General features: G+C 27.2%; 27 protein-coding genes. 24 read left to right on the forward strand and 3 right to left on the reverse strand.

Annotation, left to right across the window (positions count from 1 at the left end):
- Positions 1-27: 27 nt before the first annotated feature.
- From pth to KHQ81_14295, 14 genes are all read left to right on the forward strand, one after another.
- On the forward strand, positions 28-585 hold the full coding sequence (gene pth / locus KHQ81_14230) for an aminoacyl-tRNA hydrolase (protein QVK17964.1): 558 nt from the start codon (positions 28-30) through the stop codon (positions 583-585).
- Positions 586-600: 15 nt separating this feature from the next.
- Complete coding sequence (mfd, locus tag KHQ81_14235; protein QVK17965.1) at positions 601-4,116, forward strand: transcription-repair coupling factor; 3,516 nt, start codon at positions 601-603, stop codon at positions 4,114-4,116.
- A gap of 71 nt (positions 4,117-4,187) precedes the next feature.
- Positions 4,188-4,727 carry an AbrB/MazE/SpoVT family DNA-binding domain-containing protein gene (locus KHQ81_14240; GenBank protein ID QVK17966.1) on the forward strand — a complete coding sequence of 180 codons (540 nt, stop codon included), beginning with the start codon at positions 4,188-4,190 and terminating at the stop codon, positions 4,725-4,727.
- A 98-nt stretch (positions 4,728-4,825) separates the two neighbouring features.
- Positions 4,826-5,611, forward strand: coding sequence for an HAD family hydrolase (locus tag KHQ81_14245; protein QVK17967.1), 786 nt, complete (start codon positions 4,826-4,828; stop codon positions 5,609-5,611).
- 4 nt (positions 5,612-5,615) lie between these two features.
- On the forward strand, positions 5,616-7,046 hold the full coding sequence (locus KHQ81_14250) for an oligosaccharide flippase family protein (GenBank protein QVK17968.1): 1,431 nt from the start codon (positions 5,616-5,618) through the stop codon (positions 7,044-7,046).
- A gap of 232 nt (positions 7,047-7,278) precedes the next feature.
- Complete coding sequence (locus KHQ81_14255) at positions 7,279-8,244, forward strand: calcium/sodium antiporter (protein QVK17969.1); 966 nt, start codon at positions 7,279-7,281, stop codon at positions 8,242-8,244.
- Positions 8,245-8,390: 146 nt separating this feature from the next.
- Positions 8,391-9,386 carry an FAD-dependent oxidoreductase gene (locus KHQ81_14260; GenBank protein QVK17970.1) on the forward strand — a complete coding sequence of 332 codons (996 nt, stop codon included), beginning with the start codon at positions 8,391-8,393 and terminating at the stop codon, positions 9,384-9,386.
- Positions 9,387-9,481: 95 nt separating this feature from the next.
- Complete coding sequence (locus tag KHQ81_14265; protein ID QVK17971.1) at positions 9,482-10,351, forward strand: VIT1/CCC1 transporter family protein; 870 nt, start codon at positions 9,482-9,484, stop codon at positions 10,349-10,351.
- 81 nt (positions 10,352-10,432) lie between these two features.
- Positions 10,433-11,314: a VIT1/CCC1 transporter family protein gene (locus tag KHQ81_14270; GenBank protein ID QVK17972.1), complete on the forward strand. Its 882-nt coding sequence runs from the start codon at positions 10,433-10,435 to the stop codon at positions 11,312-11,314.
- Complete coding sequence (locus KHQ81_14275; GenBank protein ID QVK17973.1) at positions 11,307-13,652, forward strand: U32 family peptidase; 2,346 nt, start codon at positions 11,307-11,309, stop codon at positions 13,650-13,652. Before KHQ81_14270 ends, KHQ81_14275 begins: the two co-directional genes overlap by 8 nt.
- A 37-nt stretch (positions 13,653-13,689) precedes the next feature.
- Positions 13,690-14,139 carry an NUDIX domain-containing protein gene (locus KHQ81_14280; protein QVK17974.1) on the forward strand — a complete coding sequence of 150 codons (450 nt, stop codon included), beginning with the start codon at positions 13,690-13,692 and terminating at the stop codon, positions 14,137-14,139.
- Between the two features lie 219 nt (positions 14,140-14,358).
- Complete coding sequence (locus KHQ81_14285) at positions 14,359-14,682, forward strand: PadR family transcriptional regulator (protein ID QVK17975.1); 324 nt, start codon at positions 14,359-14,361, stop codon at positions 14,680-14,682.
- On the forward strand, positions 14,675-15,241 hold the full coding sequence (locus KHQ81_14290; protein QVK17976.1) for a DUF1700 domain-containing protein: 567 nt from the start codon (positions 14,675-14,677) through the stop codon (positions 15,239-15,241). Before KHQ81_14285 ends, KHQ81_14290 begins: the two co-directional genes overlap by 8 nt.
- A gap of 2 nt (positions 15,242-15,243) precedes the next feature.
- On the forward strand, positions 15,244-16,194 hold the full coding sequence (locus KHQ81_14295) for a DUF4097 family beta strand repeat protein (GenBank protein QVK17977.1): 951 nt from the start codon (positions 15,244-15,246) through the stop codon (positions 16,192-16,194).
- Positions 16,195-16,380: 186 nt separating this feature from the next.
- Here the strand turns inward: KHQ81_14295 and KHQ81_14300 are convergent, their stop codons facing one another.
- Positions 16,381-16,794 carry a manganese efflux pump gene (locus KHQ81_14300; protein QVK17978.1) on the reverse strand — a complete coding sequence of 138 codons (414 nt, stop codon included), beginning with the start codon at positions 16,792-16,794 and terminating at the stop codon, positions 16,381-16,383.
- 200 nt (positions 16,795-16,994) lie between these two features.
- Between KHQ81_14300 and KHQ81_14305 the strand changes: the two genes are divergently transcribed.
- The 3 genes from KHQ81_14305 (at position 16,995) to KHQ81_14315 (ending at position 19,817) form a co-directional block, all read left to right on the forward strand.
- Positions 16,995-18,215 (forward strand): hypothetical protein, encoded by a 1,221-nt coding sequence (locus KHQ81_14305; GenBank protein QVK17979.1) that lies wholly within the window; start codon positions 16,995-16,997, stop codon positions 18,213-18,215.
- Positions 18,216-18,353: 138 nt separating this feature from the next.
- Positions 18,354-18,800 (forward strand): NfeD family protein, encoded by a 447-nt coding sequence (locus tag KHQ81_14310; GenBank protein QVK17980.1) that lies wholly within the window; start codon positions 18,354-18,356, stop codon positions 18,798-18,800.
- Positions 18,801-18,845: 45 nt separating this feature from the next.
- Positions 18,846-19,817, forward strand: a complete 972-nt coding sequence (locus KHQ81_14315) for an SPFH/Band 7/PHB domain protein (protein ID QVK17981.1) — start codon at positions 18,846-18,848, stop codon at positions 19,815-19,817.
- Between the two features lie 45 nt (positions 19,818-19,862).
- Here KHQ81_14315 and KHQ81_14320 read toward each other — a convergent pair whose 3' ends face one another.
- On the reverse strand, positions 19,863-20,405 hold the full coding sequence (locus KHQ81_14320; GenBank protein ID QVK17982.1) for a folate family ECF transporter S component: 543 nt from the start codon (positions 20,403-20,405) through the stop codon (positions 19,863-19,865).
- A gap of 338 nt (positions 20,406-20,743) precedes the next feature.
- On the opposite strand from KHQ81_14320, the gene KHQ81_14325 reads away from it, so the two are divergent.
- The 4 genes from KHQ81_14325 to KHQ81_14340 all read left to right on the forward strand — a co-directional run bounded on the left by KHQ81_14325 (position 20,744) and on the right by KHQ81_14340 (position 22,505).
- On the forward strand, positions 20,744-21,268 hold the full coding sequence (locus KHQ81_14325; protein QVK17983.1) for a hypothetical protein: 525 nt from the start codon (positions 20,744-20,746) through the stop codon (positions 21,266-21,268).
- Positions 21,265-21,762: a GNAT family N-acetyltransferase gene (locus KHQ81_14330; protein ID QVK17984.1), complete on the forward strand. Its 498-nt coding sequence runs from the start codon at positions 21,265-21,267 to the stop codon at positions 21,760-21,762. Before KHQ81_14325 ends, KHQ81_14330 begins: the two co-directional genes overlap by 4 nt.
- A 9-nt stretch (positions 21,763-21,771) precedes the next feature.
- Positions 21,772-22,026, forward strand: a complete 255-nt coding sequence (locus tag KHQ81_14335; protein QVK17985.1) for an RNA-binding S4 domain-containing protein — start codon at positions 21,772-21,774, stop codon at positions 22,024-22,026.
- Positions 22,027-22,094: 68 nt separating this feature from the next.
- Positions 22,095-22,505, forward strand: a complete 411-nt coding sequence (locus KHQ81_14340) for a hypothetical protein (GenBank protein ID QVK17986.1) — start codon at positions 22,095-22,097, stop codon at positions 22,503-22,505.
- Positions 22,506-22,573: 68 nt separating this feature from the next.
- Here KHQ81_14340 and KHQ81_14345 read toward each other — a convergent pair whose 3' ends face one another.
- On the reverse strand, positions 22,574-22,777 hold the full coding sequence (locus KHQ81_14345) for a hypothetical protein (GenBank protein QVK17987.1): 204 nt from the start codon (positions 22,775-22,777) through the stop codon (positions 22,574-22,576).
- Between the two features lie 222 nt (positions 22,778-22,999).
- On the opposite strand from KHQ81_14345, the gene yabP reads away from it, so the two are divergent.
- The 3 genes from yabP (at position 23,000) to KHQ81_14360 (ending at position 26,354) form a co-directional block, all read left to right on the forward strand.
- Positions 23,000-23,317, forward strand: coding sequence for a sporulation protein YabP (yabP, locus tag KHQ81_14350; protein ID QVK17988.1), 318 nt, complete (start codon positions 23,000-23,002; stop codon positions 23,315-23,317).
- Positions 23,317-23,814, forward strand: coding sequence for a spore cortex biosynthesis protein YabQ (locus tag KHQ81_14355; protein QVK17989.1), 498 nt, complete (start codon positions 23,317-23,319; stop codon positions 23,812-23,814). Before yabP ends, KHQ81_14355 begins: the two co-directional genes overlap by 1 nt.
- Positions 23,815-24,038: 224 nt before the next feature.
- Positions 24,039-26,354, forward strand: coding sequence for a SpoIIE family protein phosphatase (locus tag KHQ81_14360; protein ID QVK17990.1), 2,316 nt, complete (start codon positions 24,039-24,041; stop codon positions 26,352-26,354).
- The last annotated feature ends 25 nt before the right edge of the window (positions 26,355-26,379 follow it).

The raw sequence follows: 26,379 nt of genomic DNA on the forward strand, positions 1-26,379 counted from the left end.
TTTTCATATTAGAAACAGGTGATATAAATGAAACTCATTGTTGGACTTGGAAATCCTGGTCGCAGATATGAAAATACAAGACACAATATTGGATTTATGGTTATTGATGAATTTGCGAAAAAAGAAAAAGTAAAATTAAATTTAAAAACAAAATTTAAAGGTGAAGTAGCACAAACAACTATTCATAATGAATCCGTCATTCTTCTTAAACCAAATACATTTATGAATGATTCTGGTAAATCAGTACTAGCGCTTAAACAATTTTATCAGATTAATGATGAAGATATACTAGTCATTCATGATGATCTTGATTTACTATGTGGAAAAGTTAGGATCCGGCGAAAAGGGAGTTCAGGTGGTCAAAAAGGTCTAAAATCAATCATTAGTTGTTTAAATAGTGAAAATTTCAATCGATTAAAAATTGGAATTAATCGTGATGAATTCATACCAGTTGTGGATTATGTTTTAGGAAAATTTACATCAGAACAAAAAAAAGAAATTGATATATCAATAGTAACTAGCGTAGAAGCGATTTATGATTGGTTAACACATGATGTTGTATATGTCATGAATAAGTATAACTAATAAGGAGCGAAACATATGGATAGTGTAATTCGCTATATGAATGACTTGTTAGTAACACATAGAATTGATAAATTATTACATAAAAAAAACCAAAAGTTATTAATAAGCAATGTAAATGAAAATGTAGTCTCAGTATTAATATCCCATTTTTTTGCACACATAAATCAAAATATTATGGTGGTAACATCTAATTTATTTCAAGCCCAAAAAACATATGACAAGTTAGTGCAGGTGCTAGGTGAAGAGCATGTGCACTTTTTCCCTATGGATGAATTTATTTCAGCAGAAATGCTGGCTTCAAGTAATGAATTTCGTCAGGAACGTATTGATACAATAGTAAACGTTATTGAAAATAAAAAAGGTATAATAATAACACATACTATTGGAGCGATAAGAAAATTACCACCTAAAGAAGTGATTTTAGAGAGTATAATTCATATTAAAAATTGCGATATACTGGAATTTGATGAACTCATTAAACGATGTGTATTTATGGGGTATAAAAGACAAAGTGTTGTTGAAAATCATGGAGAAATTGCTGTTCGGGGTGGAATTATTGATATTTTCCCATTTACTTCAGATCATCCTTATCGAATTGAATTTTTTGATGATGAAATTGATTCTATTCGTTATTTTGATGAAAAATCACAAAGAACGATTAGGATGTTAGATGAGGCAAAAATTACTCCAATATATGAACTTATATATTCTGAAACAATAAAAAATAAAGTGATTAATGATTTAAAAGAAGCATTTGATGAGAAAATTAAAAATCGTAAACAACAAGAAATTAACTCTTTAAATGAATATTTTTATCATGATATAAATGATATTGAAAATTATCAAGATTTAACTCGTATCCATAAATACATTACTTATTTTTATGAAGAGTCATCCACTATTTTTGATTATTTAAATGATGGATTATTGCTTTTTATTGATTATAACAATATTCAAAATAGTTTTGATAATTTTAATTTGGAATATCATCAATTTTATACAGAACTATTAGAAGATAATAAAACCGTATTTGTACCTAGACATTATAATAATTTAGATGATTTAACTGAGGTTAAACATAATCAGGTTTACATACAAGAGTATACGAATTTTATTAAAGATATTCCTTTTTCAGATAGTGTTAATTTTAATAGTCGTAAAATAGAACAGTATTATGGTGTATTAGAAGACTTTTATGAAGAAGTGAAGAGAAATAGTGATAACAAAACTTATTGTATTTCTTTTCGTCAAAAAAATCAGTTACTTCATTTTAGCCAAAACTTAGAAGATCAAAAGATTTCATTTGCGATTATTGGTGATAATGATGAAATCATTCTTAATAAAGTGAATTTAGTATTGAGTAACATCCCTGAAGGGTTTGAATTAATAACTGATAATATTAAATTCATAACATCCCATGAATTATATAAAAAAGTCACAAAAGTAGTAAAATACCGAAGTACAATAAAAGAAGCAAGACGAATTAAAAATATTGATGAATTAAAAATTGGTGATTATGTTGTTCATCATACCCATGGGATAGGACAATATATTGGAATTCAAACTTTAGAAACAAATGGTGTCCATAAAGACTTTTTACAAATTGCTTATAAAGGTGAAGATAAATTATATTTACCTGTTGAAAATATCGATTTGATTCAAAAGTTTTTGGGTAAAGAAGGTACGAAGCCAAAAATTCATAAAATTGGTGGTACTGAATGGGCTAAAACGAAAAATAAAGTCAAAACAAAAATCAAAGATATTGCAGATAAATTAATTAAGTTATATGCTCTACGTGAGCAAACAGCTGGGTTTGCATTTTCAAAGGATACAGAAGAACAACAGGAATTTGAAGAAAACTTTATTTATGTTGAAACGCCAGATCAACTTCAAGCAATTGAAGAAGTTAAGAAAGAAATGGAACAAAGTATACCAATGGATCGGTTATTATGTGGTGATGTTGGTTATGGCAAGACTGAGGTTGCGATGAGAGCTGCTTTTAAAGCAATTATGGATAATAAACAAGTGGCTTATTTAGCACCAACAACGATTTTAACCCAGCAACATTACGATAATTTTATCGAGAGATTCCGTGACTTTCCAGTTAATATTGCATTATTGAATCGTTTTGTAAGTAAAAAAATGCAAACAGAAATCATTAAAAAGATTAAAAAAGGTCAAATAGATATTGTAATTGGAACCCATAGATTATTATCTAAAGATATCACATTCCAGGATTTAGGTTTATTGATTGTTGATGAGGAACAACGATTTGGTGTTGAGCATAAAGAAAGAATTAAAGAATTAAAAGTTAATGTAGATGTATTAACATTAACCGCAACACCAATTCCAAGAACTTTACAAATGTCTTTAATTGGTGTACGGTCGTTATCTCTATTAGAAACACCACCAGCCAATCGCTATCCGGTTCAAACTTATGTTATTGAGGAAAATGATACAGTGATTAAAGAGTCTATTGAGCGTGAACTAGCACGACACGGCCAAGTTTTTTTCCTATATAACAGAGTGGAAGATATTGAAAGAAAGGCAAGTAGACTTCAAGAATTAATACCAGATGCGAAGGTAACCTTTGCCCATGGACAGATGTCTAAAGAACGGTTAGAAAAAACAATGGTTGCCTTTTTAAATAAAGAATTTGATGTATTAGTCTGTACAACAATTATTGAAACAGGTATTGATATTGCCAATGCAAATACCTTGATTATTTCAGATGCAGATCGATTAGGTCTTTCACAGTTATATCAACTTCGTGGACGTGTAGGTCGAAGTGATAGAATTGCTTATGCATATATGATGTATCCGAAGCGAAAAGTATTAAGTGAAGTAGCGAGTAAACGCTTAATGGCGATAAAAGAGTTTACAGAACTTGGATCAGGATTTAAAATTGCTAAACAAGATTTAGCGATTCGTGGGTCAGGAGATCTATTAGGTGCGCAACAATATGGATTTATTGATTCAGTTGGTTTTGAATTATATACTAAACTATTAAAACAAGCGATAGCTGAAGGCAAGAATGAAGTATACGATGAAAATATTGATGTAAAAGAGAATGAAATTGAAATTAGAATCTTAGAAGACGCGTATATTCCATACGATTACATTGATAATGAATCAATAAAGATCGAAATGTATAAAAAAATAAAACAAATAAATTCTGAACAAGATCTAATCGATCTTGAAAATGAATTAATCGATCGGTTTTCAGATTATCCACAACCTGTTCAAAACTTGCTTAATTTAGCATTTATTAAAAGTTGTTGTCAAGATTTAGGAATAATAAAAATTTTAGATACTAAGAGTAATATAGAGTATCGTTTTAGTGAAAAAGCCAGTTCAAATGTAAATGGAGAAAAATTATTTTTAGCTGCGAATGAAGTTTCTTCCAATATAAATTTTAAATATTTAAATGGTCAAATTGTAATGATAATTGATAAACCTCGTTTAAAAGATAATTATTTAATACTTTCTAGGAAGTTATTTGTTAAAATTATCCATGGTCGAATAATGTAAAATAATGAATAATTATGAAAATTAAGAAAAAAATATAGTTAGCAAGACAATTACGAAAGCGAGGTTTTATATTGAAAGCTACAGGTGTTGTTCGTAGAATTGATGATTTAGGTCGAGTTGTAATTCCTAAAGAAATTCGCCGAAACTTGCGTATAAGAGAAGGAGATTCACTTGAAATTTACGTAGATAATGCAGGTGATGTCATATTAAAAAAATATTCACCTGTTGAAGATTTAAGTGAGTTTTCACAACAATATGCTGATGCGTTATATATGGCTATACAAAAGGATATCATCATATGTGATAGAGATTCAATTGTTGCTGGTACTGCTAACTTAAAGAAAAAGTATGTACAGAAAAAAATTAGTGATCAATTAGAAAAATTTATGACTAATAGAACAGCAAAGGTTGAAAGAGATAACGCTGAAATTGAAATTACAGAAGATAAAAAAGAACAATATGAATATGCAGTTCAACCTATATTAAGTAATGGCGATTGTGTCGGTGCAGTTATAGTCATTGGAAATGATAATAATAAAGAAATAAATGATATTGATGTTACAAGTGCAAAAACAGCAGCATCATTTATAGGTAAATACTTAGAAGGTTAATAAATTATGCCTACAGTTGTAGGCATTTTTTTATTTACATTACTAAAAAGATAACGTATAATTAAATGCAATGATGTCAAGTTTTAGGAGTTGAAATAATGATAAAACATATTTTTTGTGACCTTGATGGAACCTTATTAAAGGATTTTAACAAAATACTTGATGAAGATATCAAAGCATTACAAGCAGCACAGGAAAAAGGACTTACGGTATCAATCGCAACTGGACGCTTAGATTATGAAATCAAAATGATTATGAATAAGTATCAATTAAAGGGATATAGAATATCACAAAATGGGGCTGTTGTTTTTGATGAACTTAATCAATTAGTATATGAAAAAAGTATATCAAATGAAGATACCTTAACAATATTAAAAGCATTAAAAGGGTATCATATAGTAATCTTTTTTCAAACAGCAGATGCCTATATAGTTGAGGAAAAGATACCACTAATCGTTGAGTTTGAAAAGTCACAATCTCTGATTACTTATAATGAAAATAAAAATATTTTAAAGGAATTAGATAAACATCAATTTATCTCAATTTCTATTTGGGCAGAAGAAGATCATAATATAGAAATAAAAAAACAATTAGATAAAGTTTTACCTCCACATCTAGTTAGTTATGTTTCAAGTAAATATACCCTTGATATTACGGATGTAGAAAATTCAAAAGGGAATGGTATTAAACAGATTTGTGAAAAAAATAAAATCTCATTAAATGAGATTGCTGTTATTGGAGACTCACAAAATGATCTATCGATGTTTAATATCACAGATAATAGTTATGTGATGGATGAAGCTGATGTAGAAGTTAAAAAGCATGCTCAATTTTGTGTTGAAAGTGTAAAACATGCTGTTTTTGATATATTAAATAATAGGTGATCATATGAAATCAAAATTAATGAAAGGTGCTTTGTTTGTAACAATCGCCACCTTTTTTGTTAAGATTTTATCTATCGTATATAAAATACCATATCAAAATTTAACTGGGGATAAAGGATTTTATATTTATCAACAGATGTATCCTTTGTTTGCACTGGTTGTTGCAACAAGTAGTTTTGCTAATCCATTAGCCATTAGTGAAACAATTACACAAAAAAAAATGATGGAAAAAACGATTAGTTCAAGTCTTTTTTTCATTTTTAGTATTTCTCTATTGCTATCACTTGTTATTGTTATATTAAATCCTTATTTAGGGTTTATTATGGGTGATAGAAATCTCTCAAGTTTGTTTTACCCATTAATCCCAGTTTTATTAATCGTACCAATTATTTCAATTGTTAGAGGGTACTTTTATAGTAATGTTCATACCATTAATCAAGTTGGGATATCAATTATTAGTGAACAATTATTTCGTGTTTTATTTATAATATTTATTTTATACTTGTATTATAATGTGATTATAATAGATCTTTATCAGGTAGCTAAATATAGTTTTTATGGCTTCAGTATTGGTCTTTTTATGGCGTTAGTCATTGTTTTACATAAATTTAATATAAAGCTTATTCATATTAGATATGTTAATCTTCAAGTAGGACTTAAGATTATTAAAAGAAGTCTATTTCTACTAATTAGCGCTTCACTTTTATTATTTTTACAATTAATCGATAGTTTAACTATTACGAAACAATTAACGCATATCATGTCATTACAAGAAGCTATGGTTGTAAAGGGAATTTATGATAGAGGATTACCAATTATTCAAAGTGCTATCTTTTTTGTTTCTCCTCTACTATCAAGTATTATTCCTCATATTCAAAAAAAGGATTTTAGTAAACTCATCCTCTTTATCTTGTATTTATCATTACCAGCAATGATTGGTCTTATTTTTGTATTGAAAGATTTAAATGTCCTTCTTTTTAATGATGGTAAGTATACCTACGTTCTACAGGTAAGTGCTATTATTGTCTTACTTTATTCATTATTTTTAACTTTTTCAGCAATCACTAAAGATCATAAGCGTTTGACAATCATAATTATTTTAGGACTTGTTATTAAGACAAGTGGTAATTTAATTTTGATTGATGAAATGGGCATTGTGGGAGCCTCACTAAGTTCTGTTGCTAGTGTATTATTCATGCTTGTTTTTATAATTATATTAAATAGAGAATTCATCCAAGTACAATACCAGTTATTATTTAAAATAATGACATCTTGTGGGGTGATGAGTGGTGTTTTATTATTGAGTATTTTTATCCCCTCTTTAAACCATTTATTCATAAAAATACTATTAGGAATCAGTAGTTATTTTGGTGCTAGTTATATTTTAAAAATAGAAAAGTCAGATTTTATGATAAAATATACTAGTGACGCATAAAATAGCATAGAGTATTAACTATAACCCTATTGCATTTTTCATATATTGACTTTTTTGAAAAAAATAGTACAATATTATTATGAAATAAAAGGGAGTAGCCTTCATATAATTTATGAGATAAAATCAACAAACGGTTAAATACCTGGTTTTATCATAACGAAAGTTATTGGCGAGACTTTTATTGCTAGATGCGATAGAAGTCTTTTTGTATTGTAAAACTTAGGAGGAAACTATGAATATAGTATTGATTATTTTATTTCTGGTCTTAGGTCTGATAATTTTAATTAAATCTGCTGATTTTTTTGTTGATGCAGCCGTTAAGATAGCGGAAATTTCAGGTATTCCTAAAATGATTATTGGAGCGACAATTGTTAGTTTAGCTACCACTTTACCTGAACTTTTCACCTCTATGTCCGCATTATTTAGTGGTTCAACTGAGGCCTCTGATATGGCAGTAGGAAATGCTTTGGGATCAGCATTTTTTAATACATCGGTCATTCTTTCTATTGCAGCTATTTTTATGTCAGGAAAAGCTGACAGAAAAAATATTATTGAAAAGGCAATTATACTAGGTTTAGCACTGTCTACCTTATGGCTCTTTGCTTTAGATGGCGTTGTAACCTGGTATGAAGGAATAATTCAATTATTATTTGTGGTAGTTTATACGATTGTTAATGTGATGTCTACCAAAAAACATAAAGAAAGAAACAATAATGTTGTTGCCGTAGATAATAAAAGTAGAATACTGATTATTAATACTGTCATTTTAGTTATATCTGCAGTAGGTATTTATATTGGTTCTCAATTATTAGTTACAAATGCTGTTGCGATAGCGGAAATGACACATGTTCCAGGAAGAATCATCAGTATTACTATTATGGCTATTGGGACATCGCTTCCAGAATTAACTACAACGATTACCTCAGTCATTAAAAAAGAACAAAGTTTATCAATAGGGAATGTGTTAGGGGCGAATATCTTAAATGTAACCTTGGTATTAGGGAGCTGTGGATTATTCGCGTCAAAAGGATTGCTTGTTAATAATGAAACATTATACCTTGATTTACCACTAGTGTTTGGAATCGTTGCTTTATTTGTCATTCCTATTATTATAAATGGTAAATTAAAAAAATGGCAAGGTTTTTTAGGTCTTATTACCTATTTAGTTTATATGACTTACTTATTATCAACGATTTAAAGTTATGATTGGTTAAAGTTCTTTGTATTGACTTTAAAGAACTTTAACTTTTTTATTTAGTAATTATTGGAAAAGTAATTAAAACGATTCATAAATTCCCATAATATCGTTAGATAAATAATAACGATATTGGAGGGAATTTTTTTATGCTTAAATTAGCACATAAACATTTATGGAAAAAAGATAGGATAGATAATCATTTTCCTAAGTTAGACCATGATATAGAAGTTGATGTTTTAATCATTGGAGGTGGTGTATCAGGTGCACTTTCAGCGTATATTTTTCAAGAAAAGAATATCAATGTAGCATTAATCGAAAGAGGAAAAATTGTTAATGAATCTCCGATAGGTTCTACATCACCTGAAGAAATTGATACTGATTTCAAAAAAATCATACCCTATCTTGATGAGGTACAAGTAATGGATACTTTTTCTTTTACATTAGAAATGATTTATAAATTAGATGACATGACAGATAATCTAGCTGATAAATGTGAATTTTTTAGAAATCCAAGTCTTAATTATTCAAATCAAGATGAAGGTACTGACTCATGTGATACGAAAGGAGATTCAAACCAGTTTGCTTTTCCTTTATGTGAATGCTTATCATATAATAGTGGTGTTAGAGTTAATCCTCTAAAATTAACGAATCAATTATTTAAATATTGTAAGAAAAAGGGCCTACCCATCTATGAAAATACAGAAGTCTATGAGTTCAAACTAGAAAATAATGGGGTTACTGTTGTTACGAAAGATAAAAAACAAATTCTTTGTAAGAAAGTTTTAATGGCAAGTAGTTATGATAGTTCATTATTTTTTGATAAAAACCTAAACTGGCAAGAACATCGATTATTTAAAAAAATAGAAACATTAAAACAACAGGATAAACATTTATTAACACAATATAAGTATCAAATGATAGAAGGAAATAATGCAGTGGAATATCACTTTAATGGTCTTATGTCAGATAAAAAAGACGACATACTGTATATAGATGAACATAATGAATATCCAAACATCTATTTTAATTTTGGGATAGATAACAAAGGATTATTATATACTTTGATGGGAGCAACGCTTCTTTCAGATAAATACTTAGGAATTAATAATAAACGCTTAAATATGTTTAAATTGTATCGATAACTACATGAATTTGTGGTTATTTTTTTTTAGGCAACACTAAATTTATTTTTAAGAATAAACTAATGTAGATAGAAAAAGGATGATGAAATGAAAAAATGATGAATGAGTCTATTATAAAAAAGATGTTAATTGTTCAAAAAAGTGAAATGACTGAGCATAATTTTTATCGTAAGATTGCATCACTACAAAAAGATGAACATAATAAAAAGTTGCTTAACCATATTGCGGATGATGAGTTAACCCATTATGAGTTTTGGAAAGCTTATACTAATGTAGATGTAAAAGGGAATATATTTAGGGTTTTATTTTATTATTTTATTGTAGTTCTTTTTGGATTAACTTTTGGTGTAAGATTAATGGAAAAGAATCAAAGAAAAATCAAACGATTATATCATGAAATAAATGATGAAATTGGTGGGATAGAAGATATTATTAATGATGAAAATGAGCACGAAACAATGCATATAAATGAAATTGATGAAGAACGATTAAAATATATTGGTTCTATTGTATTAGGTCTTAATGATGCTTTAGTTGAATTCACAGGTGCTATTGCTGGATTTACCTTTGCTTTGGCAAGTAGTCAACTGGTTGCTAAAGCAGGATTAATTGCAGGAATTGCAGCTTCCTTATCAATGGCAAGTAGTGAATATTTAGCAACTAAGCATGAAGAGAACCAACGATTCGCAATAATTTCAGCGTTCTATACAGGAATGGCTTATTTGATTGCAGTATCATTAATGATTTTTCCCTATTTTATTTTTGAACAATTATTTGTGTGTTTAGGAATAATGATCAGTATTGTTGTTTTGATTATTTTTTTATTTAATTACTATATTTCGATTGCTAAAGAACTATCCTTTAAAAAAAGATTTATAGAAATGCTTTGTATTAGTTTAGGAGTAGCTACATTATCATTTTTAATTGGATATTTAGTTAGAAATGTAATAGGTGTTGATGTATAAATATAACTGCCCCAAAAAAGGCAGTTATTTTGTTTTAATTGGATTTATATGATAAAATATGTGAGAAAATATATATAGGAGATGATATTATTGTTTGATAAAGATACTGTCCAAAAAATGTTGTTCCTACAAAAAGGTGAAATTACGGATTATATTATTTATAAAAAATTAGCTAGAAACCAAAAATCAGACCATAATAAAGAAATATTAAATAATATTGCAGAAGACGAATTAAATCACTATCATTTTTGGGAACAATATACAAAAACTAAAGTCAAACCAAATCGATTTAAAGTGTTTTTCTTCTTTTTTATTGCTCGTATATTTGGTTTAACTTTTGGGATTAAATTAATGGAACGTGGTGAAGTAGAAACACAAGAAGTTTACAATGAACTAAAAGATAAAATTTCGGGCATTCAACAATTAATTGATGATGAAGAAGAACATGAAAAAGAACTCATCGATGCATTAGATGAAGAGAAACTAAAATATGTAGGGTCTATCGTATTAGGACTTAATGATGCTTTAGTTGAATTAACAGGGACTTTAGCAGGGCTATCATTTGCTTTTGCTAATCCTAGATATGTCGCGTTAGCTGGTTTGATTACAGGAATTGCGGCTTCTTTGTCAATGGCGAGTAGTGAATATTTATCTACAAAGCAAGAATCTAGTCATGGATTTGCATTAAAATCAGCATTATATACAGGTGTTGCATATGTATTTGCCGTAGCGTTTATGATATTACCATATTTACTTCTAACTAATGTTTATGCTAGTTTATTATCCACAATTGTTATCGTTATCTTAATCATTTTTGTATTTAATTATTATATTTCAGTTGCTAAAGATTTTTCTTTCAAGAAACGGTTCTTTGAAATGGTTTCTATAAGTTTAGGCGTTGCTTTACTATCCTTTGGTATTGGTATACTTGTAAAATCATTCTTAGGAATCGATATTGGATAATATGAAAAAAGTTGAATTACTTGCTCCTGCAGGTTCCATAGCTGCTTTAAAAGCAGCTATCTCAAGTGGCGCTGATGCAGTCTATTTAGGTGGCGGTCAGTTTGGGGCAAGAGCATACGCTAAAAACTTTAGTAAAGAAGAAATGATTGAGGCAATTAAATTAGCACATTTGTATGATGTTTTGGTATATATTACGGTTAACACCTTAATTTATGATCATGAATTTCAAGAAGTTATGGATTATGTTGATTTTTTATATCATCATGATGTAGATGCACTTATTGTACAAGATTTAGGATTAATGCGTGTTATTAGAGAATATTATCCTGATTTAGAAATTCATGGTAGTACACAAATGACCATTCATAATGCTGAAGGCGCTAAATTACTTGAAGAAGAAGGGGTTAAACGGGTCGTTTTGGCTAGAGAAAACTCCTTAGAAGAAGTAAAAAAAATTAATGAAAAAGTGTCGATAGAGACAGAAATATTTATACATGGTGCTTTATGTGTCAGTTATTCAGGACAATGTTTAATGAGTAGCTTAATTGGTGGAAGAAGTGGAAACCGAGGTAGGTGTGCTCAACCTTGTCGAAAGTTATATGATTTAGCATTAGAAGATAAGGTTATTGATAAAAATAAATTTCTAATCAGTCCGAAGGATTTAAATACGATTAATCACCTTGATGAAATTATTGAGTCAGGGGTTTCTTCCTTAAAGATTGAAGGAAGAATGAAGAGCCCAGAATATGTAGCGGTAGTGGTTTCAATTTATCGAAAAGCAATTGATCAATATTATCAAAAGAAGAAGATTAATATAACAACAGCTGATTTAGAACAGTTAAAACAAATTTTTAATCGTCAATTTACAAAGGGATTTCTATTTAATGAAAATGGAAATGCGTTCATTAATACTGAGAAAAATAATAACATGGGTGTTTTATGTGGCGTTGTTGAGTCATCAAAAAAACATCAAGTTTCTATCAGATGTTTTAAAAAAATTCATGTTCAAGATGGAATTTATTTTGAAGGGACGGATCAAGGATTAACGATTTCTAAAGTGTTTAGGAATGGAAAGGCAATTATTGAAGCAAATAAAAATGAATTAATTACTTTAGATGTGAAAGAAAAGATAAAACCAGGCGTTAAAGTTTTTAAAACAAAAGATGTGATGCTTGAAGAAAAAGCAAGAAATATCGATTTAAAAAGGATTGGGATAAAGGCAGAAGTTACCCTTAAAATAGGTGATAAACCTAAATTGAAACTAGTAGATGACTTAGGGTTTGAAGTTGTGTCAGAATCTAATTTTATTGTACAAAAAAGTAAAAAACAAATATTTAATGAGGATAAAATTAAAAATCAGTTAGGTAAATTAGGAAATACCCCCTTTTATTTTACCTCCTTAAACATAAATAAAGATGAAGATATCTTTATTGTCGTTAGTGCTTTAAATGAATTAAGGAGAACTGCGATTGAGCAATTAATTTCTTTAAGACAAGAACGACATAAAAGAGATAAACATGTTCCTTATCAATATCAAAAAGAAACCGTTGAAAATAATAATAGCCAACCTGATTTAGTTGTTTATTGTCATCAAATGGATCAAGTAAAGGCAGCCCATGATTGTGGTATCACTAAAATAATTGTTAATGAAGAAATATACGATGAAATAAATGAAAATAGAGAATTATATTATTGTGGTAAGAACAGAGTTAATGAAAAACCAATGATTAATACTAGTTGTAAAGGATTAGTAGTGTCTGATTTAGGTACTCTATATCTAACAAAAGACACTTCTACTGAAGTTATAACGAATTTTAATTTAAATGTTACTAATTCAGAAACGGTTAAATATTTAAAAGAAAAACAAGTTTCATATGTGACCTTATCATATGAAATGAATGATTTGAGTTATAAAAAACTAAAATATAATGATAAATTGAATTTAGAAATTATCGTTTATGGATATCAAGAGGTAATGGTAACTAAGTATTGTCTATTTACTGAAAATTGTAAGAGACAATGTCAAAAGCAAAATTATTATTTAATCGATTCTAGAAAAGAAAAGTTTTTAGTTAATATGGATAAAAAATGTCATATGCATATTTATAATAGTAAAAATTTAATATTAGCGAATGAAGTATTACGACTTATGAAATATGGATATAAAAGATTTCGATTACAATTTTCTAAGGAAAATTATGACGAATCAGTTAGGATTATTAATGCTTATAAAGACCTAATAGATGAGCATAATAAAATACCTATCGATAAGATAATAGAAGAGTATAAAATTAAAAATCAATTCACTCGTGGATATTTTAATAAGGATATTTTATAATATTAGTGAATAAAATTAATTTAAGGAGATGAATGGTATGGATATTAATTTCAAACATGATCATAAATGTTTTAATTTTCGTGTGGCTTCTGTAATCAAAAAAGAGGATAAAATATTACTTACAAAAGACTTAAATTATCATACATTACCAGGTGGAAGAGTCCATTTTGGAGAGACTACAGAAACCGCAGTTAAAAGAGCTGTATACGATGCATTAAATATACATGTTGAAATATCAAAGTTGCTTTCAATTAATGAAAACTTCTTTGATTATGGAGAAGATGATTATCATGAATTATTGTTTGTCTACTTATGTGAAATAGAAGATGATGTTGATATAGAAGATATAGATTTTAGTAAATTTACAAAAACTCAGTATCAACTTATCTCATGCAAAGAAATATTAAATTTGAATTTTAAACCAGAGTTTATTTTAAGTGATTTAGAAAAAGTTTCTAATCAAATTACTCATAATGTGAATAAATAACAATAGATAAATTCTTGCGTAAAGAGATGTAAAAAAATAAAACTAGAGAAAAGTCAATCATATTTTCTCTAGTTTTTTGTTCGTCTTATTTATTGTTTTTACTTAATAAAATAACTAATTTATGAAAAATTTAAAAAAAAGTAATAAAATATTGTATAGTACCTTGCAATGAAAGGTACCATGTGTTATAATGCTCATGTAATTAAGAGGAGGTTCAAAATGAATATACAATTTAAAAAAGGAGTATTAGAGTTATGTGTTCTTTCTATACTAGATCAAAAAGACTGTTATGGATATGAGTTAGTTAACAATATCTCACGCAGTTTTACAATTAGTGAAGGAACAATTTATCCATTGTTATCTAGATTGAAAAAAGAAGGGTACGTGACAACCTATTTAGAAGAGTCACAAGAAGGTCCCACAAGAAAATATTATGAACTGAGTCCAGCAGGAAGAAACATTTTAAAGGACCTAAAAACAGAATGGTTTTCATTTACTAAAGGAGTTAATAGATTATTGAAGAGGAGTGAAGCATATGAATAAAAGAGAATTTATGAAAGTTTTTAATGAACAATTAAAAGGGATACCAGAACAAGATAAAAAAGATATATTATATGATTATGAAGAGCATTTTACGATTGGAATGAATGAGGGAAGAGAAGAAGAAGATATCGCAAAATCATTAGGTCATCCAAAATCTTTAGCTAAAGAGATGAGAGCCAATTATATGATTACTAGAGTTGAAGAATCGTTTACAGTCGGAAATTTCTTTCGCGCATTATTTGCTTCATTAGGATTAGGTTTCTTTAATTTAGTTTTCATATTAGGACCTTTCATTGCCGTTGCAGCTACGATATTTGCATTATTTGTATCTGGTGTTGCGTTTATTGTAAGTGGATTATTTGTGATTATTGCACCATTTTTTCCAAACTTCTTTGATAATGTTCCAAGCCCTATACTAGGGATTTTTGTTGGATTAGCAATTTCTTCTCTAGGTGGATTATGGACGATTGGGACAGTTTATTTATCTAAATGGTTTTATCTAATTACTATAAAGTATTTTAAATTTAATTTAAGTATTATTGTGAATAGGAGAAAATAAAAATGACTAAAAAAATTATTATAACCTTAGTTTGTATCTTTATATTTTCAGGGATAGGTGCTATTATAGCTTTCGGAGCATCTGATAGAGTAGATTTTAATAAAACGATTAAAATTGATGAAGAAAAAGTATTTACTATTGATGATGTTGATCAATTAAACATAAAATCAACAAGTGCTGATGTCAATTTTATCTATGTTGATAGTAATGAAATCAAAGTAAAGTATTATGGAGAAATCAATTGTTTTTTATGTAAAGTAGATTATAAATTAAATGCAAGTAAATCTAATAAAACAATTGAGTTTAATGTTAATAATACATCCTTTAATTTTGGAATCTCATTTTTTGGAGATGTAAACATGGATGTTTATTTACCTAGTACATATGAAGGTAATCTTTATATTAGTACAGTATCTTCTGATGTAAAACTTCATGATATGACATTAGATTATTTAAACATCCGTAGCGTATCAGGAGAGGTTGAAGCAAGTAATTTAACGTTAAATAAAGCGAGGTTTAAATCAATTTCAGGTGATATTGATATTAAGAATATGACAGTGGCAAATGGTACCACGATACATACCACTTCAGGTGAGATATCACTTGACACAGTTACTTCTCAAATAAGTTTAGATTCTATATCAGGTGATATTGAAGTAGATGCGTTGAGTGGAAATCTTAATGCATCATCAACTTCAGGTGATTTAGAAATAAATGAAATAAGTGATAACTTTGATATCAGGGTTAATAGTGTATCAGGTGATGTAGTATTAGATGTCAATCAAGATGCATCATTTAATTTTGCAACAGATTCTATATCAGGTGATATTAAGATTAAGTTTGAATATTTAGTAAGTGGATCAAATTATGAACATCATGTTAGTGGAAGAGTAGGAGATAGTTCAAATAATATCAATATAAATACCACATCTGGAGATATTACCATTAAATAATATCTAGTAATGAACACACACCTATCTACTTGATAGGTGTGAATTTAATAATTAACTATTAAATCAGGGTATTGAATACACAATTAACTTGAATAAATTAAAGAGAGTGTTTTTCACTCTCACTTGTGTTATTTTGCACAATAAACCAATGGTAAATGTTTACTTTTTTTTACAAGCAAAGTATAATTAGATAAACAAAGAAATAATTGCTAGTATAATCATAAGAACACCAGCGTAATAATCTAAGCTAGCGTTGAGTAATTTTTGAGCTGTTTTTTTACCAATAGAAAGACCAATAAAAGTTAAAATACAGCTGACAATTGAGAAAAGGAATGCAACTATTAATATATGAGTATGATCAATTGTTGTAAATGCAATTCCAGCTAGAAAACTATCAATACTTACTGAGAAAGCAAATATACATTTATTGATAAGATTTCTTATACTAAATTGATCGTCATTCTCTTTTTTTAATAATATCATAAACCCTAATATACATAAAATTATAAAGGGAATCATTTTGATTTTTCCTTCTAAATAGGTGGCTAAATTGATTTGTGTAAAAACAAAAAAGGCTAAATAATAACCAATTAAGGGCATAAGTAAATGGAAAAGACCTACAATTAGACTTGTAATCAATTAAGGGCATAAGTAAATGGAAAATATCCCATAAACTAAACTGAGCATGAAAGCATCAATACTTAAGGCTAAGCCTATAGATAGACCATATATAATCGATATCAGTATATTAGGCATGCTAGTTCCTCTTTTCTTATGAATAAAAAACAAAGGATGATTATATGAAAAGAATAAATGATAGAACAAAAAGGCAATTAGGACTAATAATTCATTATTACAGAAATTTATATTTTCATAGTGATGCAGTAAATGCTGTAGACTATAAACAAATTAATTTTTGTCATAATATTTGTTCGCAAGCTCAATTGTCGAGGCTTGAGCATGGTGAACCACTAAAGGATCAAGAAATTTATGTTGCTTTTTTGAAAAAACTAAAACTAAATTTTGATAAAGTTTCAAACAATGACTATATTTTATTTGAAACATATTTTGAAAATATCTTAACTTATCAAAATGATGATGATTTAATTATTAATTATAATGAATATGTCCTATTGATAAATAAATTCCAAAACGTATTTAAAAAGAATATCATTTATACACATTATAATTATGCTTTAGAATTTATTTTAGCGATTCTAGCGGATGATATTGAAGAAGCAAATTATCTTCGTCAGGATGTAGAAGATAATTTAGATATATTGCCTACAAAATATTTGATTTTAACATTACAATACTTAGGAATATATTACAATAAAAATAATAATTATAATAAGGCTAATAAATATTATTTACTTTCAATTGAACATATGCATAAATCAAACATAAATAATTCAATTATTTACATTGAAATAGCTTTTAACTATATAAAGATGAATAAGTGTCTTTACGCGTTAGATTACTTAAATAAAGCATTAGAAGTTTTTATTAATACACATAATTATGAAATTTTAGAAAGAATATATCGTTGTTATGGGTTAATAAATTTAATAAATAAATATTATGATGATGGTCTTAATTTATTATCAATATCTTTAGACTATAGTATTAAGACAAAGAAAAATAAACTTATATTAAATAACTATTATTTAATTTCAGTTGGCTATTATTTAAGAGGAAATTATGATAAAGCATATAACGTGATAAATAAAGCTGAAAACTTAAAAGAAACAGAACAAGGAAAATTAATTAAACTAATTATTAGTTTAAAATTAGAACCAGTTCAACCGATTAAGTTTGATGATCAGAATTGTAGGGTAATATCAGATTTTTATTTGAATACCGATGATAAAGAAACTTATTTTGATAAGTATATAGAACCGAATTTGGATAAATTTTTAGAGACTACTCACTTACTTGTATTAAATGATATGTATCGGATATATAAAGAAAATAAAAAATATAAAAAAGCACTAGAATTATTAGAAAAATATTTTTTATAATATAGGTTTAATATAAATTAATGAATATTTATTAAAAATAACGTATGCATCGCCTTTTTTTATACAAATATTCAAATTAATGGATTTATAATTATTTTCATCATATAATTACATTAAGATGAATGTGAGGTGAATGTAATGGAATATTGGTTAGCCCCATTAATTTGGTTCTTAATCGCTATTTTACTAATAGTTATTGAATCAATGACATTTAATTTAATAACAATATGGTTTGCATTAGGTGCAATTGCGACGATGTTTATATCGATAATATTTCGAGAAGCATATGCAATTCAATTTGCTGTATTTTTAGGCGTTTCGTTGTTAATGGTGGTTACTATTAGAAACTATGCTGTTAAAAAATTTAAGGCTACGACGATAAAAACCAATGTAAATTCTTTAATTGGAAAAAAAGTAATGGTATCTAAAACAATTGAAGAATTTAAATATGGAGAAGTAAAAGTAGATGGTAATTATTGGACAGCGAAAACGGAAAATAATGAGATAATAGAAGAAAATTCAGTTGTAGAAATAATTGAAGTAAGCGGTGTGAAATTAATCGTTAGAAAAATAGAAACAAAATAGACATACTAAGTATATAAGTTAAAATTTATTTTTAGGAGGATTATCATGATTGAAATTTTATTGTATTTCTTTTTAGCTGTAATTGCTTTAATAGCAGTATTAGCAGTATTTTCATTTAGAATAGTGCCACAATCTTATGCTTATGTCGTTGAAAGATTCGGTTCTTATAGAACAACTTGGCATGATGGTTTGCATTGGAAATTTCCTTTGCTAGATAGAGTCGCACAAAGAATCTTATTAAAAGAACAAGTAATTGACTTTAAACCACAACCAGTTATTACACGTGATAATGTAACAATGCAAATTGATACAGTCGTGTATTTTCAAATCACAGACCCTAAATTATACGCTTATGGTGTTTCATCACCTATCGTAGCGATTGAAAATCTAACAGCAACAACATTGCGTAATATCATTGGTGAATTAGAATTAGATGAAACATTAACTTCTCGTGATGTTATCAACACAAAAATGCGTGTTATATTAGATGAAGCAACTGACCCATGGGGAATTAAAATTAACCGTGTTGAAGTTAAAAACATCTTACCACCACGTGATATTCAAGAAGCAATGGAAAAACAAATGCGTGCTGAACGTGAAAGACGTGCAGTTATCTTAAATGCTGATGGACAAAGAGAAGCAGCAATTAAAATAGCTGAAGGGGAAAAACGTTCTCAAATCTTACGTGCTGAAGCAAATAAAGAATCACTTATATTATCAGCTGAAGCTGAAAAAGAAGCAAAAATTCGTCGTGCAGAAGGGGAAGCAGAAGCTATCCTTCAAGTACAAGCAGCAACTGCACAAGGTTTAATGAAGTTAAACTTATCAAAACCAACTGAACAAGTGTTAACTTTAAAAGCTTATGAAGCCTTTATAAAAGCAGCTGATGGAAAAGCTACAAAAATTATTGTTCCTTCTGAATTTCAGAACCTAGCTGGACTTATCGCAGGTGTTTCTGAAGTTGCAAAAAAAGATAGTTTAGATAATTTAGAAAAGATTGAAAAAGAAGAAAAATAATTAAATGTAAAAACTGTTAAACAAAATGTTTAACAGTTTTTTTTGTTAAAGATCATATTCAATTGCATTATATTGGCTATTTCGTATCATATTTTGATACACATAATAGGTAGGAATACAAACAAATGCTTCAATTGGTAATTTAATAATTGCTGTGATGATTCGACCCGGTAGTTGGATAAAAGAACCGGATCCATACCACAGATAAAGTTGTAAGGTATTAATACCAAATGCGGTAGCACTAGTCAAAATAATAAGAATGACTGCAACAATGACTTTACTTGTGTTGCTTTTTAAATATCTTTTAATATAATAGAATAATCCTGGTATGACCCCCCACATTATACTAGATAAAGTCATTAGTGAAGGTGGATAACCTTTTAATAACATCTGAAAGATATCCGCTATTAAACCTACAATCCCTCCGTATAGAGGACCGATTGTAAAACCTGCAATCATAATTGGAATATCATATACAGTCAAGCGATATAAGGGTGATTCAATACTAACAATTTTTAATACGCCAGCAATGCTTCCAAGCACAGCGGTAAAGGCGTATAAAAAAACCTGGTTTTTGTTTTTAGACATAAAAAAGACCTCCGTATTTAAAATAAACAGAAGTCCACAACAAAAACATATACAATATATATTTTTACAGCGGACGCAATAAAAAACCGTAGGATAATCCTTTCGTCTATAGGCAACATCCCATCCTATAGCACTTAACGCTTTTTATTTACTCTGTAAGATTATTATATCATGAAAATGTTTACATTGAAATAAATATGTAAACTATTTTTAAAATAGTAGAAAAATTATCAAACTTGTATTAAAATATTGATATAGGTGGAATAGACTTCTCTATATTTTATAACTTATCATATATTGTATAGTGATAATGCAAGTGAAAAAACGTAGGTGGTAGAATGAATAAAATTCTTATTTTAGGTTCTAGTGGTTCTGGTAAGAGTACCTTAGCTAATCGTTTAGGAAAAACCTTCAATATTGAGGTATTACACTTAGATATAATTTTTTGGGAAGAAAATTGGAAAATATGTAATAAATTAGTATATTTAACTGAATTAGAAGAATGGTTACAAAAAAAACAATACATTATTGATGGCAATCATAATTATGGTGATTCTTTAAAAACAAGAATAGTAAATGCTGATACAATTATTTTTCTTAACTATAATCGTATGGTTTGTCTCTATGGTGCAATAAAAAGATATTTTAAGTATAAAAATAAAACAAGACCTAGTATGAAACAAGGTTGTGATGAAAAAATTGATTTTGAATTCGTAAAATATATTTTATGGGATTATCCTAAGAAAAAGAAAAAATTAATTTTTCCATTAATAGAAAATGAATTTAAAGGACAATGCCATCAATTTAAAACACGTAAAGCATTAAATAAATTTATTAAAAAGTTAGGAGTAATGGTTGAATGATTAGAATAGCACGTAATGAAGATTTAGATCAAATCCTTATGATAGTAAATGAAACGATTGAAGATTTACAGAAACAAGATAATTATCAATGGAGTGATACATATCCAACGAGAAAACATTTTGAGGAGGATATTAAAAATGTAAACTTATATGTGTTTGAATTAAATAATGAGGTTGCAGGATTTATCTGTATTAATAAAAAGGAAGATTCAGCTTATCAATCATTATCCTGGACAAAAGAGAGTTGCGCAATTGTAATCCATCGATTCGCGGTTAAAAGAAGCTATCAAAGACAAAAGATTGCTACTAAATTAATCGAGTTTGTGGAACATTTTGCGAAAAATAAAAATATTAATTATATAAAGGTCGATACCAATTCAAAAAATAGTAGAATGAATACTTTATTTAACCATTTAGGGTATACATTTATTGGGGAAATTAATTTAAGAGATTTAAAAGATGTGTTTAATTGTTATGACAAAATATTAACTTAAGGAGAAATTATGAGAGTAGATAAATTTTTAAAAGTATCACGCTTAATCAAGCGAAGAACAATAGCGAAAGAAGTAGCTGAAAAAGATAGGATTCAAATTAATGATAAGATAGCAAAACCAAGTTCAGAAGTTAAAGTTGGAGATTTAATCACAATCGGATTTGGAAATAAATTAGTGACCATCAGAGTTTTACAAATCCTAGAATCAACTAAAAAAGATGATGCTCAACATATGTATGAAATCGTTAAAGAAGAAAAAATTTAGAGGGTATTCCTAGTCTGAAACATTCAATAAGTGAAGGACTATTAATTAAATATTAATTGGGAGGGTTCATGGAGCCATTTGTTTATGTAATTATTTTTTTAATAATTTTCATTTTTTTAATTAGTATGATAGGAATGAAAATTGTTCCACAAGATTATGTCTATGTTGTTGAAAGATTAGGTGTTTATGACAAATTATTAGAACCAGGTCTTTATTTCATTTTTCCATTTATAGATAGAATTGCTCATAAAGTATCGATGTTAGAACATAAAATTTGTGTTAAACATAAGGATAAAGAAGTGTTACTTAAATATAATATTACTGATGTTAAACTATATATATATGGAGTAAGAAATGTTGATGAAGCGTTAACGTATTTAATTAAAGAAGCTATTAATTGTAATGAATTAGATAAAATGTCTTTACAAGGTCAATCAGAAGTCTGGGGATTTATGATTACTAGTCTAAAAATATCATAAAAGTAGCTAATAGAATATAATAAATATAATTGATAAAGGGAAATCCATTGATTTCCCTTTAATGTTTTTTAATTAAGGTCATACGTTTTAATATATGTTGAGTTATTAATATTCTCAAGACCTAATATATTTAGTGTATTATTTTGATAATAAATTAATTTACGAGATTTATCCATTTTTAAATATGATTGATAAGTTAATATATTATAATCATAAATATAAACGTAATCATTATTTAATAGATAGAGTTCATTATCTACTGTATTTTTCATTTTATTATCCCTCATATCCTAATTTTACCTTAATTATAGTACTCTATTTTATAGAACTCAATAAAGTTTAAATGAACAATTTAATCGTTTTATTATAATTTCTGGGTAAATAAATGTTTTTAATTGGTCTTATATAAAAAAGAAAATAGTACATAACGTTATCATAATTTTTATTAAATATTAATATAATTTAATGATAGTTTAAATAAAGGGGGATTTTTAATGAATCAAACTGAAATATTTAATAAAAATAATAATCAGACAAATAATAATATTAATAATCATCATATGATGATAAGAGACCGTAAGTCATTAGAGACGACGGGGGTAAAAAAAATAGAAAGTTTAAATAGTGAAGAATTTGTTTTAGAGACAATATTGGGATATATGACAATTAGTGGACAAGATTTAGAAATGATCAATTTTAGTGTTGATAAAGGCGAAATATTAATTTCTGGTTATGTAACAAAAATCGAATATTATGACCATCAAGATACAATAGATGCCCCCAAAAGTTTCTTCAGTAAATTATTTAAATAATGATTCTGAAAACTCAATTTGAATTATTACTATATTCATTTTTTATCGGGATTTATTTAGGGGTAACCTATGATTTGCTTTACTATTTTATCTTTATCTATCTAAAAAAAGTTGTTAAGTATTTTTGTGATATTCTCTTTTTTGTCTGTCAAGGATTTATTATTTTTCAAGTCATATATAAAATTAATAATGGAATTATTCCGTTATATTGTTTTATCTTTTTTGGATTAGGTTTTTTAATATATTATACTTATTCACAAAGTTATTATGAGAATAATATATATCCATTAAGAAAACTTTTTTATAGGATAATAAATAAAGTACTAAAAGTTCTTACATATTTATTTATTAAACCTTTTGTTGATACTTATGAATTCTTATTTTGTATATATGAGTGGTTGTCAAAGAAAATAATAGGTTGTGTTAAACGTGTTAAGAGAAAAATCGTTAGACAAATTAAAACGAAAAAAGCTAATAAAATTAAAAATAAGACTTAAAAAAACATGGATATTCTTTTTCATGCTAATCTATTTATTACTATTTTATGCGACTTATCTGATTGTTAGTGAGCAATTATCTTATATATATGGTAATAATTAGAATATTTTCTGCGGCAAAAAGCACGTTAAAATAAAAAAATTTATTTCTCCCATATTTCAACAGATTAATAGACCTTGATTATTTATAATAAAAATCACAGAATAAATAGGGAGAGATTTATATGAGTCAAACACTATTAGCACTAAATGAAAAGATGAATAAAGAAATGACAAATGAAAAAAGAGAGATAGTATCAAAAGATATGTTGAAAAAAGTATGTTTGTCATTTGTTTTTTCGATTTTAGCATTGTCAATTAATTATAAATTAGGAGCAGTTTTTTTGCTGCCCCTTTTATGTTCTATGCTTCAATTATATAAGAAATTAGCTTATTACTCAATGATTGCGATTAGTAGTGTATCCCTTTTGATTGATCTAGAACTTTCATTATCGGTTATTTCAGCTTTAGTCCCTTTAAGTTTATTAATTCATAAGGAGAATAAAAAAGCCTTAAACTTTTTCATTCTAACTTTAGTTTCACTCATGTCTTATTGTATTAATACTATCTTTAATTTTATTGAATTAAATATAATCTATTGTGTATTTATTATATTATTTAATTTTATATTTTTTACGATTTATGATAAAGCAATAGAAATAAACCAACATAAAAAAGATTTCTTTTTCAAAGAAGAAATAATAGGTGTTCTAACGATAGCATTAAATCTATCTCTTGGTTTATTTACTTTTAGCTTAGAGTTTCTAAATATTGGTTTTATTTTTACCTTATTATTAATTATGTTATTAGGATTAACGACATCTAAAGCAAATACAGTAGGTTATTCTTTAATTATTTATTTTATTTTATCTTATTCTAAATTAAATATAACAGGGATTGAAATCATTCCTTTTCTAGGATTAATTTCTGCTTTACTACCTCATAATAATATTTATCTTAAAACATTCACCTTTTATATTATATCGCCTCTTATGTATTACTTTGGTTATCTATCCGGGGATATTTTGTATCTATTTATTAGTGTAGCAGTTTCAACAACAATTTTTTATATTACTAGTTTTTATTTTAATCATAAATTTGCAAACCTATTAATACCTAAGTATGAAGAATCTAAGTATTACCAAATATATGTAGAAAATTTTCGCGAAGATGTTTCGCAAAGATTATTAAATTTTGCGGAATTATTTAATGCATTTGCGAATAAATCACTAGAAACAAATAATGAATTAGTTAAAATTGATGAAGCGATTGATGAGATGATAGACAAGCATTGTAAAAATTGTTTAAAAAAAGAATTGTGTTTGAATACCAATCATATTAAAACTTATAACTATTTTAATCAATTGTTAAAAGAAGGGGAAAATATCTTAAGTACAGATAAAAAACGTTTCTTAGATTTATTTGGTATGTTTTGTTTGAATGCCTTTGATATAATCAATACCGCAATAGAACTAAATCAAGAATATTTACTAGGCAATATTAAGCAAAGTAATAGTAATATGGTATTTCAATCACAATTAGAAGGACTATCACGTATATTACAGGATTATGCGATAGAAGTGAATACGGATTATGAGAGTGAAACCATAAAAATTGAAAAGATGCGTGATAAAATGAATAAATTAGGTATGAATATTTCTTATTTAAAAGTAAATAGTATTAAAAAGAAAAATGTAGATATTGATTTGGGGATAAAGGATTATGAAGAAAGATATGATCATGTAATTTGTAACTTAATAAATGATTTATTAAAAGAAGAAGTTGAGTTAGTGACCACGAAGAAAGGCAAGAGTACAGAAAAGATTAAAATTATATCTAAACAAATTTTTGATTTAGAATTTGGTACAAGTTATATTGGTAAAGATGGTTCTAGGATATCAGGAGATAATTTTTTGAAAAGTGATATGCATAATGGTAATACAGTTATTGCTTTAAGTGATGGGATGGGAAATGGGTATTCTGCTTATATTGAAAGTAAAAGCACTTTAGAATTATTAAATAAAATGTTGACAACAGGAGCAGATGATCATACAGCTGTATCTATTATCAATACATTATTGTCATTAAAAGAATATAATGAGCGTTTCTCGACGCTAGATTATATAACGATTAATAAAAGTTCAGGAACAATTGATTTTTATAAAATTGGAAGTGCTCCAAGTTTTATTATTAGAGGAAATAAAGTGATATGTATTAATAATGATAATTTACCGATGGGTATATCTAAAGAAGTTGATAAAATAACCTTTGATTTAGAACCGAATGATATTGTCGTTGTTGTAAGTGATGGCGTGGTTGAACGTTTTAATAATATAAATAAATTTGAAAAAATTATCGCTCAGATGATAAGAACCTCTTCAATACAAATGGCACATGATATCATTAGAGCAGCAATTACAGAGTTTGGTGGAAAAATAATAGACGATATGACAGCGATTGTGATTAAGGTAAACCCAAGCAAAAATAAAATAAGTGCTTAAGTTTAACATATATTTCTAGATAAAA

The sequence above is a fragment of the Mycoplasmatota bacterium genome, assembly GCA_018394295.1.
GTDB lineage: Bacteria > Bacillota_I > Bacilli_A > Haloplasmatales > Haloplasmataceae > JAENYC01.

What these genes read in the sequence shown, in the direction of transcription:
- KHQ81_14340 (QVK17986.1), top strand. Translation starts at nt 22,095, where the DNA reads ATGGAGCCATTTGTTTATGTAATTATTTTTTTAATAATTTTCATTTTT.
- KHQ81_14255 (QVK17969.1), top strand. Translation starts at nt 7,279, where the DNA reads ATGAATATAGTATTGATTATTTTATTTCTGGTCTTAGGTCTGATAATT.
- pth (QVK17964.1), top strand. Translation starts at nt 28, where the DNA reads ATGAAACTCATTGTTGGACTTGGAAATCCTGGTCGCAGATATGAAAAT.
- KHQ81_14285 (QVK17975.1), top strand. Translation starts at nt 14,359, where the DNA reads ATGAATATACAATTTAAAAAAGGAGTATTAGAGTTATGTGTTCTTTCT.
- KHQ81_14265 (QVK17971.1), top strand. Translation starts at nt 9,482, where the DNA reads ATGATGAATGAGTCTATTATAAAAAAGATGTTAATTGTTCAAAAAAGT.
- KHQ81_14355 (QVK17989.1), top strand. Translation starts at nt 23,317, where the DNA reads ATGATTCTGAAAACTCAATTTGAATTATTACTATATTCATTTTTTATC.
- KHQ81_14290 (QVK17976.1), top strand. Translation starts at nt 14,675, where the DNA reads ATGAATAAAAGAGAATTTATGAAAGTTTTTAATGAACAATTAAAAGGG.
- mfd (QVK17965.1), top strand. Translation starts at nt 601, where the DNA reads ATGGATAGTGTAATTCGCTATATGAATGACTTGTTAGTAACACATAGA.
- KHQ81_14260 (QVK17970.1), top strand. Translation starts at nt 8,391, where the DNA reads ATGCTTAAATTAGCACATAAACATTTATGGAAAAAAGATAGGATAGAT.
- KHQ81_14305 (QVK17979.1), top strand. Translation starts at nt 16,995, where the DNA reads ATGAAAAGAATAAATGATAGAACAAAAAGGCAATTAGGACTAATAATT.
- KHQ81_14360 (QVK17990.1), top strand. Translation starts at nt 24,039, where the DNA reads ATGAGTCAAACACTATTAGCACTAAATGAAAAGATGAATAAAGAAATG.
- KHQ81_14270 (QVK17972.1), top strand. Translation starts at nt 10,433, where the DNA reads ATGATATTATTGTTTGATAAAGATACTGTCCAAAAAATGTTGTTCCTA.
- KHQ81_14280 (QVK17974.1), top strand. Translation starts at nt 13,690, where the DNA reads ATGGATATTAATTTCAAACATGATCATAAATGTTTTAATTTTCGTGTG.
- KHQ81_14325 (QVK17983.1), top strand. Translation starts at nt 20,744, where the DNA reads ATGAATAAAATTCTTATTTTAGGTTCTAGTGGTTCTGGTAAGAGTACC.
- KHQ81_14345 (QVK17987.1), bottom strand. Translation starts at nt 22,777, where the DNA reads ATGAAAAATACAGTAGATAATGAACTCTATCTATTAAATAATGATTAC.
- KHQ81_14335 (QVK17985.1), top strand. Translation starts at nt 21,772, where the DNA reads ATGAGAGTAGATAAATTTTTAAAAGTATCACGCTTAATCAAGCGAAGA.
- KHQ81_14320 (QVK17982.1), bottom strand. Translation starts at nt 20,405, where the DNA reads ATGTCTAAAAACAAAAACCAGGTTTTTTTATACGCCTTTACCGCTGTG.
- KHQ81_14245 (QVK17967.1), top strand. Translation starts at nt 4,826, where the DNA reads ATGATAAAACATATTTTTTGTGACCTTGATGGAACCTTATTAAAGGAT.
- KHQ81_14330 (QVK17984.1), top strand. Translation starts at nt 21,265, where the DNA reads ATGATTAGAATAGCACGTAATGAAGATTTAGATCAAATCCTTATGATA.
- KHQ81_14300 (QVK17978.1), bottom strand. Translation starts at nt 16,794, where the DNA reads ATGCCCTTAATTGGTTATTATTTAGCCTTTTTTGTTTTTACACAAATC.
- KHQ81_14315 (QVK17981.1), top strand. Translation starts at nt 18,846, where the DNA reads ATGATTGAAATTTTATTGTATTTCTTTTTAGCTGTAATTGCTTTAATA.
- KHQ81_14250 (QVK17968.1), top strand. Translation starts at nt 5,616, where the DNA reads ATGAAATCAAAATTAATGAAAGGTGCTTTGTTTGTAACAATCGCCACC.
- yabP (QVK17988.1), top strand. Translation starts at nt 23,000, where the DNA reads ATGAATCAAACTGAAATATTTAATAAAAATAATAATCAGACAAATAAT.
- KHQ81_14295 (QVK17977.1), top strand. Translation starts at nt 15,244, where the DNA reads ATGACTAAAAAAATTATTATAACCTTAGTTTGTATCTTTATATTTTCA.
- KHQ81_14310 (QVK17980.1), top strand. Translation starts at nt 18,354, where the DNA reads ATGGAATATTGGTTAGCCCCATTAATTTGGTTCTTAATCGCTATTTTA.